This window comes from Nocardioides ochotonae, assembly GCF_011420305.2.
Lineage (GTDB): Bacteria > Actinomycetota > Actinomycetes > Propionibacteriales > Nocardioidaceae > Nocardioides > Nocardioides ochotonae.
Map to the genome: position 1 here is coordinate 2,845,483 of NZ_CP061769.1, position 15,774 is coordinate 2,861,256.

A 15,774-nucleotide genomic window follows, 5' to 3' on the forward strand; every position below is an offset into this window, starting at 1 on the left:
GGTGATCCCCACGACGATCCCCCACGGCCGCACCGCCCGGCGCCTGGAGTGGGAGTACCTCCCGCCGATGCTGCGCGCGGAGGTGGCGCGCCGCTGCGGCTCCCCCGTCGTCGCCGCCGAGTCCCAGCGCGCGGGGTTCACGCCCGGCTTCGCCTCCGTGCTGACCTGCGCCGACGGCAGCCGGCACTTCGTCAAGGCCGCCTCGGTCAAGGCGCAACGGATGTTCGCCCTGGCCTACCGCGAGGAGGCCCGCAAGCTCGCCGCCCTCCCCCGGGCCACCCCCGCGCCGCGCCTGCAGTGGATCCACGACGCCGACGACTGGGTGGTGCTCGGCATCGAGCACGTGCCCGCGCGGGCGCCGTACCGGCCCTGGAGCGAGGCGGACCTGACGGCGACCCTCGACGCGCTCGAGCAGTGCGCGCGGGTGCTCGACCCCGCGCCCGCCGCGCTCGGACTGGACACGTTCGCGGTGGAGTTCGCGCCGTTCCTGGAGCACTGGTCGACCCTGCGCGCCGCGCCGGCGGACGTGCCCGGGCTCGCCGCGCACCTCGAGGAGGCCGCCGCCCTCGCCGCGGCGTACGCCGAGGTCTGCGCGGGCAGCGCCGTCGTGCACACCGACATCCGCGACGACAACGTGCTGATCACCCCCGAGGGCCGGGCGCTGCTGTGCGACTGGAACTGGCCGGTCGTCGGCGCACCCTGGCTGGACACCGTCCTCACCCTGATCGGCCCGCGCGGGGACGGCCTCGACGTCGAGGCGGTGCTCGCGGCGCGGCCGCTGACCCGCGGCGTCCCCGCCGAGCACGTCGACGTCCTGCTCGCGCTGGTGGCCGGCTACTTCCTGGCCCAGTCGGCCCTCCCCGCACCGACCACGTCGCCACACCTGCGGCCCGCGCAGCGCTGGCAGGGCGAGGTCGTCTGGCAGTGGCTGGGCGAGCGCCGCGGCTGGAGCTGAGCGCGGCGGGGCGGCGGGGGCGCCGGACGTTTCCGACCGCGTCGTAGAGGATATATGTTTCAAGGCCGTCGTCCGGCGGCCCGACCCCAGGAGGAACTCGCCGTGCGCAAGCCGATCACCCGCTCCCTCGTCACCATCGGCGCCCTGGGCGCCCTCGCCGTGGCCGCCAGCCGCCTCGGCCTGATCGGCGGCACTCCCGCGCCCGCCGGCGTCCTACCGATCACCTGCCGCCTGCGTGGCCATGGCTGGCGGATGCCGCGCACCAACTCCCAGGCCCCGATCCGGCGCACCTGCCGACGCTGCGACCAGATCGACGTGCCGACTCCCTGAGCCTGCTGAGCTGCCTGATTTGGGCACCCGCGGAAACCACTGTTAATCTCGCTTGTCGCGTGTCTGGCTGCTGCCCTGCGCCGACCGCACCACGAACACAGCACGACGGCCGTTCAGCACCAACGCTCGGCTCCACCCACACCTACGACGAAGGCGCAGTAGTGGCGAACATCAAGTCCCAGATCAAGCGGAACAAGCAGAACGAGAAGCGCCACGAGCGCAACAAGGCGGTCAAGACCGGCCTGAAGTCTGCTGTCCGCAAGTTCCGCGAGCTCGCCGAGGCCGGCGACAAGGACGCCGCGATCACGGCTGGCCGTGAGGCGTCGCGCAAGCTCGACAAGGCCGTTTCCAAGGGCGTCATCCACCAGAACCAGGCCGCGAACCGCAAGTCCGCGATCGCCAAGAAGGCCTCCGCTCTCTGAGTCCTTCTCGCAACCAGGCGTCGTCCCCTCGGGGCGGCGCCTTCTTGCGTTGGCGGGCCGATGCGGACCGAAGCGCGCTGATCCCCCGCTGAGCCGATCGGCTCAGCGGGGTCGACTCAATGGGGCGGCTCAGCGGGCGTCGCGCAGCCCGGTGACGGTGAGCACCAGCCGCTCGAGGGTGTAGGACGCGTCGCTGGCGGCGCCCTTGATGTCGGCGTCGGCGCGGGCCACTGCCCGGATCGCCTCCCCGATCGCGCGGTCGTCCCAGCCCCGGGCCTGCTCGCGCAGGGTGCGCAGCTTCCACGGGGGCACGCCGACCTCGCGCGCCAGGTCGCCGTCGCGCAGCCCGCGGCGGGCGCCTTTGAGCTTGGCCAGGCCACGCGCGCTGCCGGCGAACGCGGAGGTGACCAGCACCGGCGCCGTACCGCCGTCGAGCGCCCAGCGCAGCTCCTCGAGCGCGAGCTGGCGGCGCCCTCCGAACGCGGCGTCGGCCACGGCGAACGACTTCGCCTCGGCCCGGCCGCCGAAGTAGCGCCCGATCTTCTCGGCGTCGAGCGGCTCGCCCGCGAAGTCCGAGGTCAGCTGGTGGGCCGCGGCCGAGAGCGAGCGCAGGTCCTGGCCGACGGCCTGGACGAGCGCGGAGGCGGCCTCGTTGTCGATGGTGGCGCCGTAGCTGCGGACCTCGGCCGCCACGAAGCCGGGGTACTCCGAGGCCTTCAGCTCCGCGGACTTCACCTCGGTGACGGTGGGCAGCTTGCGCAGCTTGGTCAGCACGCCGGAGCCCTTCGGGCCGCCACCGTGGACGAGCACGAGCGCGACGTCCTCCGAGGGGGCCGCGGCGTAGGCCAGCAGGCCCGCCACCGACTCCTCGGGGAGGTTCTCCAGGGAGTGGACGACCACGCAGCGGATCGAGGAGAACAACGACGGCGCCGCGAGCTCGCCGAGCGTGGCCAGCGTCAGGTCGGCGGCCGGCGACTCGGCCAGCTCGGCCTCCGGGTCGTGGTCGCGCACCGCCTGGCGCACCGACCGGACCGTGCGGTCACCGAAGAACTCCTCCTTGCCGGTCACGAGCGTGACCCGGCCAAGGACGTCTGCTGCCTGAGGACCTCTCGCCATGGTGGACCAAGCCTCCCACAGCCCGCCGACGTCCCCGAGTCGGCGCCAACGGTTGCCCGAGTCGGGGCTCGTGGTGGGCTGGAGGGGCTCAGTCCCGCGTGCGCACGGCGAGCTCGTCGTCGCGGGCGAGGACCAGCAGGTCACCGCCCAGGTCGGTGCGCAGCACCCGTGCCCCCGCGGCCTCGAACGGCGTCAGCGCGTCCGGCGCCGGATGTCCGTAGTCGTTGTCCTCACCCACCGAGACCAGCACCACCCGCGCCCCCAGCGAGGTGAGGAAGTCGGGATCCTGGTGCCTGCTGCCGTGGTGGGGCAGCTTGAGCACGTCGACCTGGAGGCCGGCCACCTGGCGTTCCAGCGCTGCCTGCCCCGGAGGCTCGAGGTCCCCGGTCAGCAGGGCACTCACCCCGGCGACCTCGACGAGGAGCACCACGCTGGCGTCGTTGGCCGTCGTACCGTCGCCGGGGCCGTCGTACGGCGCGGGGTCGGCCGGGCGCAGCACCTCGATCCGCGCCTCCCCGACCGTCCGCTCCCCCGGCGCCGCCGTCCGCACGGGTACGCCGGCCGCCGCGGCAGCCGCGACCACGTCGGCCACGGCCGCGGGCGGGTCCAGCAGGGAGGCCGTCTCGATGGCGCCGACGCTGCGCCCGTCGAGGACGCCGGCGAGGCCCGCGACGTGGTCGGCGTGGAAGTGGGTGAGCACCAGCAGCGGCACCTCGCGCACCCCGAGGTCGTCGAGGCAACGGTCGACCGCGCCCGGGTCCGGCCCGGCGTCCACCACCGCGCCCGCGTGTTCGCCGGTCCGCACGACCAGTGCGTCACCCTGGCCCACGTCACAGGCGGCAAGCACCCAGTCCCCGCCGGGCCAGCCCGGCGTCGGGATCCGCACGAACACCGCGGCGATCGCGACCAGGCAGCACGCCACACCGGCCAGCGGACGGCGCAGGACCCACGGGCCGGCGAGCGCCAGGACCCCACAGAGGAGGGTGAGCAGCGTGAGCGAGGCGGCACCGGCCTCCCAGTCGACCGCCGCCGTGGGCAGTGCGGCGCCGCGCCGGGCGACCAGGATGATCCAGGCGACGCACCACGACGCCAGCGTGCCGAGCAGCGCGCCCGCCGGGGCCCACAGCAGCCCGACCAGCCCGCCGGCGAGACCCAGCACGGTCGCAGGCCCGACGACCGGGGCGACGAGCAGGTTGGCCAGGACCGCGACGAGGCTCACCTCGCCGGAGATCCCGGCGACCACCGGAGTGCAGGCCAGCTGGGCGGCGGCCGGGACCGCCACCGCCTCGGCCAGCCAGCGCGGCAGCCAGCGGGCCATGGCGTCGCGCCAGCCCGGGGCGAGCACGAGGATGCCCGCGGTCGCCAGCACCGACAGCGCGAACCCCGCGGTGACCGCGAGCGAGGGCTGCACCAGCAGGAGCGCCACCACGGCGGCTCCGAGGGCGCGCATGCCCCGGCGCAGCCCGTTGGCGCCCATCCCGACGAGCGCGACAGTGCCCATCACGGCCGCGCGCAGCACGCTCGGCTCGGTGCGGGCCAGCAGCACGAAGCCGAGGATCCCGAGCGCCCCCACCACGAGCAGCCACCGGCCGCGCACCCCTGACCAGCGGGCGAGCACCAGGAGGAACCCGACGACGAGGGTCAGGTTGGTGCCGGAGACCGCGAGCAGGTGGGTCAGCCCGGTGGCCCGGAAGTCGTCGGCGAGCCCCGGATCCAGGCCGGCGTCGTCGCCGTTGACCATCGCCGGCACCAGCACCTGCTGGTCGGCCGGACGGTGCGCGACCGAGGCGCGCAGGGACGCTCGCACCGCCGCGGCCGCGCGCCACCAGACGTCGGGGTCGCTGACGCTGACCGGACGCCCGGTCGGGCTCAGCACGCCGGCGAGGTCGGCCTGATCGGGTGGAGCGAGCCGGCCGCCGAAGCGGACCCCGGAGCCCAGCGGCAGGTCGAGCCACTGCTCGTCGCCGATCACCAGCACCGGGGCGCGCAGCCGGTGCATGCGCCCGCGCCCCTCGATCTCCAGCACCGTGACCCGCACCAGGACGACGTCGCCGAAGCGGCCGGCCACCGGGCGCGGGTCGGAGGCCACGACCCCCAGGGCCGACACCACGGCGCGTTCCTCGGCCAGCCGCCCGACCGGTCCCTCGGTCACCTGCTGCTGGCGCACCAGGACGGCGACGACGACCGCGCCCGCCACCAGGACCACGGCTCCGGCGGTGCGCACCGTCCCCGGCGGCCAGCGGCCGCGGCGCACCCCGTGGGCGAGGGCGGCGAGTCCGCACAGCACGGTGACGACGACCGCGCCGAGCAGCCCCGGGCGCAGCAGGTGAGCGGCCAGGCCCCCTGCCCAGGCGCCGAGCCCCAGCAGCGGCATCCGCAGGTCGGGGAGGTCACGCAGCGCCGCCCACCCGTCGACCCGGCCGTCCTGCGCCAGGTGCTCGGCCGCTGGCGGGACCCGGCGCCCGGCCACCGGGTTCAGACCGTCACGAGCGGTGCCAGGTCGGCCAGCGTCGCATCACCGATGCCGTCGACCTCCAGCAGCTCCTCCACCGCGCTGAACCCGCCGTGCTCCTGACGCCACGCGATGATCGCCCCGGCCGTGACCGGCCCGACCCCGGGCAGCGTCTCCAGCTCGGCCTGGTCGGCCAGGTTGAGGTTGACCAAGGCTCCGGTGGAGGAGCCGGGAGCCGCCGGGACCCCTGCAGCCGAGGCCGCGACCCCGGGTGGCGCCGGTACGCCGACGAGCACCTGCTCGCCGTCGATGAGCACCCGCGCCAGGTTGAGGTCGATCAGGTCGACGCCGGGGCGGGCCCCACCGACCGCCTCGAGCGCGTCGATCACCCGGGACCCGGCGGGAAGCACGGCGATGCCCGGGCGCCTCACCTTGCCGGCCACGTCCACGGTGACCGTCCCCGACGTACCCGGAGAGCCGAGCGTCCCCGGTGGGCCGGGCTGCCCCGTGGCCGGCGCACCGGTGACCGGCGTACCTTCGGCGGGGCCCGAGCCGGCGCCAGGCGTCGTGCCGGCGACCGGGGAGCTTCCCGCCGCGGAGAGCCGGCCGACCGGCTCGCTGCTGTCCGAGCGCACCACCCACCAGCAGGTGACCGCCAGTCCGACGGCGACCAGCACGGCGACGACCGCCACGGCGCCGGAACCCAGTCCGGCGCGACCCCGCAGCGGGTCCGGGACGAGCGCGGCCAGCCCGAGGCCGCGGCGACGCGACGCGTGGCGGCCCGGGACCGGGATCGGGGCCGCCGGGGTCATCCCGGGGACTTCCGACCCGAGGCCCTCGGCCGTCGGGGTCCCCCACGCGGCCCGCTCGACGGCCGGCGCGCCGACGTGGGTGTGCTCGCGCCACCACTCCTGGTCGTCCTCGACCTCCGCCGACGCCGCCTGGTCGGGCGCGGCCCGGGCGCCGGCCAGCTCGGCGCCGAGCACCGCCAGCCGGCGGGCGACGGCGGCCTCGTGCTCAGGATGGGTACGACGGCTGCGCATGGGGCGACGCTAGGAGCGCGTGGCCCAGCCTCGCCGACTGCTGCCGGGCGCCTGGGGAGGACGACCGCTCCGGTCCCACCTGTGGACGGTCAGCGGCCCAGGGCACCGGCTGACGGGTCGAGTCGAGACTTCTGACGGTTGAGTCGAGAGCAGCACCGCCATTGGCGCCGACTCGGCGCACCATTCGGGCCGACTCGGCGACGGGCTAGGAGATGGTGGGGCGGGGGGCGACGCAGACGGCGATCATGCCCGGGCCGACGTGGGCGCCGAGGACGGCGCCGAGCTCCCCGCAGTCCACCGCGCGCCCGGCGAGGCCGTCGGCGAGGCGGGTGCTGAGCCGCTCGGTCAGTGCGGCGGCCCGGTCGGGATTGGCGAGGTGGGCCACGGTGACGTCCACCTGCTGCTCCCCCGCGGCCGCGACCGCGAGCTCCTCGAGCCGGTTCAGCGCGCGGGTCGAGGTGCGCACCCGCTCCAGCGGGACCACCCGGCCGTCCTCGAAGCCCAGCAGCGGCTTCACGGCGAGCGCGCTGCCCAGCAGGGCGGCGGCGGCTCCGATGCGCCCGCCGCGGCGCAGGTACTCCAAGGTGTCGACGTAGAACAGCGAGCGGGCGCCGGCCGCGACGTCCCGGGCGGCCTGCGCCGCCTCGTCGGCCGAGGCACCGGCCTCGAGTGCAGCGGCGGCCGCGCGCACGGCGTACCCCACCGCGGGACCGACCTGGCGGGTGTCGACGCAGACCACCCGGATGCCGGCGTCGCGCGCGGCCACCTGCACGGACTCGAAGGTCCCGCTCATCTCCGCCGACAGGTGCACCGAGACGACCTCGGTGGCGCCCTCCTCGGCGAGGCGGCGGTAGGTCTCGGCGAACACCACCGGCGCGGGCCGGGAGGTGCTGACCGGGGTGAAGTCGCGCAGCGCCTGCGCGACGACCTCCGGGCGCGCGTCCTCGGTGCCCTCGTCGAACACCTTCGGACCGATGACCACCTGCAGCGGCACGACCGCGATGCCGAGCACCGCCGCGAGGGCGGGCTCGAGCATCGCGGTCGAGTCGGTGACGAGTCGGACCGGCATGGCGGTGAGATTAGAGCAGGAGGACCCCGTCGCGACGTCAGACGACGATGTTGACCAGCTTGGGCGCACGCACGACCACCTTGCGCACCGCGCGGCCGTCGATCGCACGGACCACGGCGGGGTCCGCCAGGGCCAGCTGCTCCAGGTCCGCCTCGGAGATGTCCGGGGCCACCTCCAGCCGGGCCTTGACCTTGCCCTGGATCTGCACGACCGCCGTGACGGTGTCCTCGACCAGCAGCGCCGGGTCGACGCTCGGCCAGCCGGCGCGGGCGACGCTGGGCTCGTGGCCCAGGCGCTCCCACATCTCCTCGGCGGTGTACGGCGCGACGAGGGACAGCAGGATCGCCACCGCCTCGGTCGCCTCGCGCACCGCCGGGTCGGCCGGGCCACAGCCGGAGTCGATGGCCTTGCGGGTGAGGTTCACCAGCTCCATCGTGCGCGCGACCATGACGTTGAACCGGTGGCTCTCGATCAGCTGGGTCGCGTCCGCGACGGTTCGGTGCACCGCACGGCGCAGCGCCAGGTCGCCGCCCTCGGCCGGGGTGCCGACCGGCGAGGTGACGTCGCCGGACAGGCGCCAGGCGCGCTGCAGGAACTTCACCGAGCCGCCGGGCGACAGGTCGGCCCAGTCGATGTCGTCCTCCGGCGGACCGGCGAACACCATCGTCAGGCGGACCGCGTCGACGCCGTAGGTGTCGATCATCTCGCCCAGGTTGACGCCGTTGCCCAGCGACTTGCTCATCGCCTTGCCACCGTTGATGACCTGGCCCTGGTTGAGCAGGGCGCTGAACGGCTCGACGAAGTCGACCATGCCCATGTCGTGCAGGACCTTGGTGAAGAAGCGGCTGTAGAGCAGGTGCAGGATCGCGTGCTCGACGCCGCCGACATACTGCGCCACCGGCATCCACTCGCGCGCCTTGGCGGGGTCGAACGGGCCGTCCTCGTAGTGCGGGTCCAGGTAGCGCAGGTAGTACCAGGAGGAGTCGACGAAGGTGTCCATCGTGTCGCTGTCCCGCTTGGCGGGGCCACCGCACGAGGGGCACTCGACGTTGACCCAGTCCTCGGCCGCGGCCAGCGGCGAGGTGCCCTTGGGCTTCAGGTCGGCGCCCTTGAGGTTGTCGGGCAGCCGCACCGGCAGCTGGTCCTCCGGCACCGGCACCTCACCGCACGAGTCGCAGTGCACGATCGGGATCGGCGCGCCCCAGAAGCGCTGGCGGCTCAGCAGCCAGTCGCGCAGCCGGAAGTTGACGGTGCCGGTCCCCCGGCCGTCGGCCTCCAGCTGCTCGATGATCCGGCTGATCCCGGCGGCCTTGTCGCTCAGCCCGTCCAGCGGGCCGGAGTTGACGTAGGTGCCGTCGCCGACGGTGGCGACGTAGGTCTCCTCGGGGTTGCCCTCGGCGCCCTCGACGTCGACCACGCGGCGTACCGGCAGGTCGAAGGTCTTCGCGAAGTCCAGGTCGCGCTGGTCGTGCGCGGGCACCGCCATGATCGCGCCGGTGCCGTAGTCGGCCAGCACGTAGTCGGAGGCCCACACGGGGATCCGCTCGCCGTTGACCGGGTTGATCGCGGTGACGCCCAGGTCCAGACCGGTCTTGGGCCGGTCGGTCGCCAGCCGGTCGATGTCGGTCGCCTTGCGGACCTCCGCGAGGTACGCCGCCAGCGCGTCGGCCCGCTCGGGCGCGACGATCTCGGCGGCCAGCGCGGCGTCGGCCGCCACCACCATGAAGGTGGCGCCGTACAGCGTGTCCGGGCGGGTGGTGAACACCGTGACGGTGCGCGTCGAGCCGTCGGCCAGCTCGATGTCGAAGTCGACGTGCGCGCCCTCGGAGCGGCCGATCCAGTTGCGCTGCATGGCCAGCACCCGGTCCGGCCAGGTGCCCTTGAGCTGCTCCATGTCGTCGAGCAGCCGCTGGGCGTAGTCGGTGACCTTGAAGTACCACTGGTTCAGCTCGCGCTTGGTCACCTCGGCGCCGCAGCGCTCGCACATGCCCTGCACGACCTGCTCGTTGGCCAGCACCGTCTGGTCGTTCGGGCACCAGTTGACCGGGCTGTTCTTGCGGTAGGCCAGGCCCTGCTCGCGGAACTTCAGGAACAGCCACTGGGTCCAGCGGTAGTACTCCGGGTCGGAGGTGTGCAGCCGGTGCGACCAGTCGAAGGAGATCGCGTAGCGGCGGAAGGACTCCGCCTGGGTCTCGATGTTGGCGTAGGTGTAGACCGCCGGGTGCTCGTCGTTCTTGATCGCGGCGTTCTCGGCGGGCAGGCCGAAGGAGTCCCAGCCGATCGGGTTCAGCACGTCGAAGCCCTGCTGCCACCAGTAGCGCGCGACGACGTCGTGCAGCGCCATCACCTCGGCGTGACCCATGTGCAGGTCGCCGGAGGGGTAGGGGAACATCGTCAGCGCGTAGCGCTTCTCCGCGCCCTCGCCCGCCGATCCGGCGCGGAACTGGTCGAGCTCCTCCCACACCGGGCGCCACTTGTCCTGGACCGCGGCGACGTCGTAGGTCACGGGCTCCTGCTCGGAGGTCTGGGCCGCGCTGGGCGTGGGGGTGGAGGTCTGCTCGCTCATCTCGTTCTCTCGTCGGCCGGTGGGATCGCCTGCTACCTGCCGGGGCCAAACGCCCCGGGCACAAAAAAGCCCCTCGCGCACGAGGGGCGGCCGCGTCGGGTCGTGCTTGCTCGACGCGGCTAGCTAAGGAGCAGGGTCCTGCACATGCCTGCCATGGTAACGCTCCGCACGAGCCGTTGCGCCACCGGAGAGGTCGCCGAGGGTCCCAGGCCGCCGGGCTCGGCGCTCAGCGGGCGGCGCGCGCGTAGGCGGCGGGGGTCTGCCCGGTCCAGCGCCGGAAGGCGAGGATGAAGCTGGAGGCCTCGGCGTACCCGACCCGACGCGCGACCTCGGCCACCGAGATCGTCGAGCGGCCCCCGAGCAGCGAGCAGGCGAGCGAGGCGCGCACCTCGTCGAGCAGCTCCTGGTAGGAGGTCTCGCACTCCGCGAGGTGACGACGCAGGGTGCGCTCGGTGCGCCCGAGGGCGGCAGCGACCTCCCCCATCGGTGCGCCCCGGGAGAGGTGCTGGGTGATCAGCACCCGCACCTCCTGGGCCAGCCCGGTGCGCGCGCGGCGCCGGGTGACGGTCTCGGCGCACAGCCGCTCGGCCAGCACCCGCGAGCGCTGGTCCCCGGCGGGCAGCGGCCGGTCGAGCTCGGCGGCCCGGAACTCCAGGACCGCCTCGCGCGCGCCGATCCGCATCGTCGCGCCGACCCCGCCGGGCACCAGCTCGTCGAGGACCGCCCCGATCGCCGCCGCGTCGCGGGCGACGAGGAAGGCGCGCACGTCGTCGGGCAGCGCGGCGCCGTCGACGTGCACCACCACCCGGTCGCCGACCAACGTCGCGCGGGGCAGCGCGAAGGTGAAGCTGAGGTCGATGAAGCGCAGCGCCACGTCCATCGCGTCCAGCACGGTGCGACTGGCGAGCAGCGCGTAGCCGAAGATGCCGAAGGTCTCGGCGCGGTACGTCGCGCCGACGGCCGCCCCCGCGCCGGTGCCGCAGTGGCGCTGCAGGTTGCGCACCACGGTGAGCTCCTGGGCCGCGGTCACCTCGCGGTCGGCGACGCCGAGGTCACCGACGCCGAGCCCGCTGCCGGCCAGCGCGCTGCTCGCGGGGACGCCGTGCGCCCCGGCGTACCGCACGAGCAGGGCGACGCCGGCGACCGCGCGCGGGAACTCCCAGTCGCGGGCCGCAGGGTCCCCGAGCAGGGGCGAGACGGACGGGGCGGACATGTCCGGAATTATGCATCGACTCCCGGCTGGTGCCTCCCCTGTCCGGACCGGCGCGCCTAGGTTTCCGGACATGGCACCTCGTGCACTGATCATCGGCGCCGGCTTCGGCGGCCTCGCCGCCGCCCGCGCCCTGCGCCGCGCCGGCCTGAGCGACGTCGTCGTGCTCGAGCGGGCCGACGACGTCGGCGGCGTGTGGCGCGACAACCACTACCCCGGCGCCGCCTGCGACGTCCCCTCGGTCCTCTACTCCTGGTCCTGGGCGCTCAACCCCGACTGGGGCCGGCGCTACCCGACCCAGCCGGAGATCCACTCCTACATCCGCCGGGTGGCGGGCGAGGAGGGGCTGCTCGACCTGGTGCGCACCGGCGTCGAGGTGGTCGGGGCGGCGTTCGACGACGCCAGCGGCACCTGGCGCGTGGAGACCACCACCCGCGACGGCGCGAGCGAGACCCTGGAGGCCGAGATCCTCGTCGCCGCGACCGGCCAGCTCTCCCAGCCGGCGTTCCCGCGGGTGCCCGGCCACTTCGAGGGCCCCGTCTTCCACTCGGCGCAGTGGGACCACGACGTCGACCTCGGCGGCTTGCGGGTCGCGGTGATCGGCACCGGCGCGAGCGCGATCCAGTTCGTGCCCGGGATCGTGGATCGGGTCGGGTCGATGACGGTCTTCCAGCGCTCCGCGCCGTACGTCGTGCCGAAGCCGGACCAGGCCTACCAGCCGCGCCACCACCGCCTGTTGCGTCGCGCGCCGTGGCTGATGCGCGCCGAGCGGCGCGCGTGGTTCTGGCTCACCGAACGGTTCAACGCGGCACTCGGCGGCGACTCGGCGATCAGCCGCCCGCTGCTCGGGGCGCTGCGGCTCGGGTGGCGCGCGCACCTGCGCCGCCAGGTCCCGGACGCCGCGCTGCGCGCGAAGCTCGTCCCCGACTACGCACTGGGCTGCAAGCGACTGCTGTTCTCCAACGACTGGTACCGCGCGCTGGCCCGGCCGCACGTCGACGTGGTCACCGAGGCCGTCGTCGCGCTCGAGCCGCACGGCGTGCGCGCCGGCGACGGCACCCTGCACGAGGCCGACGTGGTCATCTGGGGCACCGGGTTCCGCGCGACCGACTTCCTCGGCGGGATCAAGGTGACCGGGCGCGGCGGGCTGGACCTGCGCGAGGCGTGGGACGGCGGCGCGCGCGCCCACCTCGGGATGACCGTGCCCGGCTTCCCCAACCTGTTCTGCATCTACGGGCCCAACACCAACCTCGGCGGCAGCTCGATCATCAACATGCTGGAGGCGCAGGCGGGCTACGTCGCGCAGGTCGCGCGCGGCATCCTCACCGGCCGGGCGCGCCTGGTGGAGGTGAAGCCCCGGGCGTACGACGCCTTCGACCGCGAGATGCAGGGCCGCCTGTCGCGCTCGGCGTTCGCCGGCTGCGAGAGCTGGTACGTCGACGGCGAGCGGATCACCACGAACTGGCCGGGCCTGGTGGCGGAGTATCGCGCCCGCCTGGCCCGGGTCGACTGGGACGAGCTGGAGGACGTGTCGTGAGCGCGGCGTACCCGCCCGAGCCCTGGGACCTCACCGGCACCGGGCTGATCAGCCTGTGGCGGGTGCCGGTCGACGCGGTGCCGACGCTCCCCGCGGGGGCGCGGGCGCTGACGCTGCGCGGCCAGGCACTCGCGACCACGATGCTGGTGCGCTACGACGAGCGCGGGGCGATGGCCTATCGCGAGCTGCTCGGTGGCCTGCTGGTGCGCCACGGGCGCGGGGTGGCGCTGTCGATCACCGACATCTGGGTGGACAGCGAGGCCTCGATGGCCGGCGGCCGCGCGCTGTGGGGCGTGCCGAAGCAGCTCGCGGCGTTCGACCCCGACGGCTCTGATGGCACAGGCGACCCAGACGGCACTGCCACCGGCACCGCGCACACCGCGACCGGCCCGGTCGCGACCGGCCACCTGCTCGCCCGCCGCGGCCCGGCGGTCCGACTGCCGTTTCCGCTGCGTGCACGGATCGTGCAGACCCGCGACGGGCACACGCTGGCCAGCCCGATCCGCGCCGGCGGCAGGCTGCGCCTGGCGCGCGCTGAATGGTCCTTCGACGCCACCGGCCCGCTCGCCTGGCTGCGAGCGGGCCGGATGGTGACGTCGATCCAGGCGGAGGAGTTCGCGATGCGCTTCGGCGCCTGACTCCCTCGCCGCCGCTGGGTCAGCGGTGGAGCTGGCGGGGCTGGCTCTTGTTGGCGACCCGGTTCTCGGCGTCGATCATCCAGGCGAGCTGCTCGAGGCGCTCGAGCACGGTGTGCAGGATGTCGGCGGTGGTGGGGTCCTCGGCGTCGACCTCGTCGTGGATGCGTCGCGCGGTGCCGGCCACGGCGTACAGCGCGGCCCCGATCAGGTCGACGGCCTCGGCGGTGTTGACCTCGGTCGCCGGGAACGGCTGGAGGCTGGTCTGCTCGGCCACCGTGGCCGCGCGGGCGTCGGGGGTGACGTAGATGGCGCGCATGCGCTCGGCCACCGTGTCGGAGAACTCGCGAGCGGCGTCGACGACCTCGTCGAGGGCCAGGTGCAGGTCGCGGAAGTTGAGCCCGACGACGTTCCAGTGCGCCTGCTTGCCCTGGAGGTGGAGGTCGGTGAGGTCGACCAGCATCTGCTGCAGGTGGGCGGCGAGCTGCTCGGAGGCGGTGAACGCCGGGCGGGCGACGTGGGTGGGGGCGCTGGCGTGGAGAACGTCGGACACGAGGATGGGTCCTTCCTGGGGACGACTGCTGAACCCCCATCCAACCACCTTTTCTGGAATCGTTCCAGAAAGGTGAGGCTACCCTTCACGCCGTCCCCAGCGGGGCCTCCGTCTCCACCGGCGTCTGCGCCTGCACCTTCGCCCAGCGGTAGTCGGCCTTCCCCGAGGGCGAGCGGTGCACCCGCTCGACCCGGACGACCGCCTTGGGCAGCTTGTACCGGGCGACGTGCCGGGCGGCCTCGGCGAGCAGGTCGGCGTCGTCGACCTCGACACCCTCGCGCAGCTCGACGATCGCGACCACCTCGCTGCCCCACCGCTCGGAGGGACGCCCCGCGACCACCACGTCACGCACGGCCGGGTGCGCGGTCATCGCCCGCTCGACCTCCTCGGCGAAGATCTTCTCTCCGCCGGAGTTGATCGTGACGCTCTCGCGCCCGAGCAGCCGGATCCGGCCGTCCTCGAGCACCCGCGCCCGGTCGCCGGGCACCGACCAGCGCACCCCGTCGATGACGGGGAAGGTGCGCGCGCTCTTCTCGGCGTCACCGAGGTAGCCCAGTGGCACGTAGCCGCTGCGCGCCAGCCAGCCCTCCCCCTCACCCGGCCCGAGCCGGCGGGTGAGCAGGTCGTCGAGGACTCCGGAGTCGAGCTGCGGGGTGAACACCATCGCCTCGGCCTCGTTGCCCTTCGCCGCGGCGGCGCTCATCTGGATGCCGCTCTCGGAGGCGCCGGCAGTGTCGAGCACCATCACGTGCGGTGCGACCGCGAAGAGCCGCTCCCGCACCGTCGGGGTCAGCGCGGCGCCGCCGTTGCCGAGCACGAAGAGCCCGGACAGGTCGTAGGTCTCGCGCTCCATCTGCTCGACGAGCGGGCGGGCGATCGCATCGCCGACCACCGGGATCGACGCGACCCGCTCCCGAGCCGCGAGCTCGAGGGCGTTGGCCGGGTCGAAGCTGCGCACGTCGTCGAGCACGACGATCTTGCCGCCGCCGGTGATCGAGTGGAACGTCGACCACAGCGCGGCGCCGTGCATGAACGGCGGCACCATCAGCAGCGAGAGCCCGCCGCCCGAGGCGACGGCGTGGGCGGCCAGCGCCTCGTACGACGCGAACGGCTCGGTCGTGCCGAACGGCGTACCGCCCATGGAGGAGACGAAGATGTCGTGCTGACGCCACATCACGCCCTTGGGCATCCCGGTGGTGCCACCGGTGTAGAGCAGCAGCAGGTCCTCCCCCGACGGCGTCGGCATCCCGCCGGCCGGGGCGGGCGTGGCCACCACCGAGTCGTAGTCCACCGCCCCGGGCAGCAGCGGGTTGCCGGAGTCGTCGGCCACCTGGATGAGCACCCGCAGCGCAGGCAGCCGGTCACGCACCGCCGCGACGACCGGGGCGAACTCGGCGTGGTAGACCAGCGCGGTCGCCTGCGCGTCGGTCAGGAGGTAGACCAGCTCCTCCTCGACGTAGCGGTAGTTGACGTTGAACGCCGCCACCCGCGCGCGGAAGGCGCCCAGCGTGGCCTCGAGGTACTCGTTGCCGTTGCGCAGGTAGACGCCGAGGTGGTCCTGGCCGGACTCGTGCCCGGCGAGCGCGTCGCGCTCGGTGTGGCAGCCCAGCCCCTGCTCGACGAGGAAGTGAGCGACGCCGTCGATGCGGGCGTCGAGCTCGCGATAGGTGACCCGACGGTCGCGCCAGACGAGGACCTCGCTGTCGGGCACCGTGTCGGCGACGGTGCGGAACACGGTGGACAGGTTGAACCGGGTCATGCCGCTCCTTCTCGTTCGATCAGGTGGCGGCACGCTAGCCGAGCGCGCGCGTCGGTGTGACGTGGATCTCACATTCGTGCGCTGCGATCTGAGTACACCGACTCATGAAGGCGCCCCGGTCGGTGGG

General features: G+C 74.2%; 13 protein-coding genes. 5 read left to right on the forward strand and 8 right to left on the reverse strand.

Going from position 1 to position 15,774, the window contains the following annotated elements:
• Nucleotide 1: 1 nt before the first annotated feature.
• The 3 genes from HBO46_RS13810 (at nt 2) to rpsT (ending at nt 1,707) form a co-directional block, all read left to right on the forward strand.
• Nucleotides 2-955, forward strand: a complete 954-nt coding sequence (locus HBO46_RS13810) for a phosphotransferase (RefSeq protein WP_224769068.1) — start codon at nt 2-4, stop codon at nt 953-955.
• Between the two features lie 102 nt (nt 956-1,057).
• Nucleotides 1,058-1,285 carry a hypothetical protein gene (locus tag HBO46_RS13815; protein WP_166140611.1) on the forward strand — a complete coding sequence of 76 codons (228 nt, stop codon included), beginning with the start codon at nt 1,058-1,060 and terminating at the stop codon, nt 1,283-1,285.
• Nucleotides 1,286-1,446: 161 nt separating this feature from the next.
• Nucleotides 1,447-1,707, forward strand: a complete 261-nt coding sequence (rpsT, locus tag HBO46_RS13820) for a 30S ribosomal protein S20 (protein WP_166140610.1) — start codon at nt 1,447-1,449, stop codon at nt 1,705-1,707.
• A gap of 129 nt (nt 1,708-1,836) precedes the next feature.
• Here the strand turns inward: rpsT and holA are convergent, their stop codons facing one another.
• The 6 genes from holA to HBO46_RS13850 form a co-directional block, all read right to left on the reverse strand.
• Nucleotides 1,837-2,823 carry a DNA polymerase III subunit delta gene (gene holA, locus HBO46_RS13825; RefSeq protein WP_166140609.1) on the reverse strand — a complete coding sequence of 329 codons (987 nt, stop codon included), beginning with the start codon at nt 2,821-2,823 and terminating at the stop codon, nt 1,837-1,839.
• Between the two features lie 88 nt (nt 2,824-2,911).
• Complete coding sequence (locus HBO46_RS13830) at nt 2,912-5,293, reverse strand: ComEC/Rec2 family competence protein (RefSeq protein ID WP_224769070.1); 2,382 nt, start codon at nt 5,291-5,293, stop codon at nt 2,912-2,914.
• A 5-nt stretch (nt 5,294-5,298) separates the two neighbouring features.
• On the reverse strand, nt 5,299-6,318 hold the full coding sequence (locus HBO46_RS13835) for a ComEA family DNA-binding protein (protein ID WP_166140608.1): 1,020 nt from the start codon (nt 6,316-6,318) through the stop codon (nt 5,299-5,301).
• Nucleotides 6,319-6,523: 205 nt separating this feature from the next.
• Nucleotides 6,524-7,387 (reverse strand): DegV family protein, encoded by an 864-nt coding sequence (locus tag HBO46_RS13840; protein WP_166140607.1) that lies wholly within the window; start codon nt 7,385-7,387, stop codon nt 6,524-6,526.
• A 37-nt stretch (nt 7,388-7,424) separates the two neighbouring features.
• A complete protein-coding gene (gene leuS / locus HBO46_RS13845; protein ID WP_166140606.1) occupies nt 7,425-9,953 on the reverse strand; it encodes a leucine--tRNA ligase in 2,529 nt (842 codons plus the stop codon).
• A 226-nt stretch (nt 9,954-10,179) separates the two neighbouring features.
• Nucleotides 10,180-11,166: a helix-turn-helix domain-containing protein gene (locus HBO46_RS13850; protein ID WP_166140605.1), complete on the reverse strand. Its 987-nt coding sequence runs from the start codon at nt 11,164-11,166 to the stop codon at nt 10,180-10,182.
• A gap of 70 nt (nt 11,167-11,236) precedes the next feature.
• On the opposite strand from HBO46_RS13850, the gene HBO46_RS13855 reads away from it, so the two are divergent.
• Entirely contained in the window at nt 11,237-12,700 is a 1,464-nt protein-coding gene (locus HBO46_RS13855; RefSeq protein ID WP_166140604.1) for a flavin-containing monooxygenase, read from the forward strand.
• Complete coding sequence (locus HBO46_RS13860; RefSeq protein WP_166140603.1) at nt 12,697-13,338, forward strand: acetoacetate decarboxylase family protein; 642 nt, start codon at nt 12,697-12,699, stop codon at nt 13,336-13,338. Before HBO46_RS13855 ends, HBO46_RS13860 begins: the two co-directional genes overlap by 4 nt.
• Nucleotides 13,339-13,357: 19 nt before the next feature.
• Here the strand turns inward: HBO46_RS13860 and HBO46_RS13865 are convergent, their stop codons facing one another.
• On the reverse strand, nt 13,358-13,888 hold the full coding sequence (locus tag HBO46_RS13865) for a Dps family protein (protein ID WP_224769072.1): 531 nt from the start codon (nt 13,886-13,888) through the stop codon (nt 13,358-13,360).
• An 85-nt stretch (nt 13,889-13,973) separates the two neighbouring features.
• Nucleotides 13,974-15,647 (reverse strand): acyl-CoA synthetase, encoded by a 1,674-nt coding sequence (locus tag HBO46_RS13870; RefSeq protein ID WP_166140602.1) that lies wholly within the window; start codon nt 15,645-15,647, stop codon nt 13,974-13,976.
• Nucleotides 15,648-15,774 lie beyond the last annotated feature (127 nt).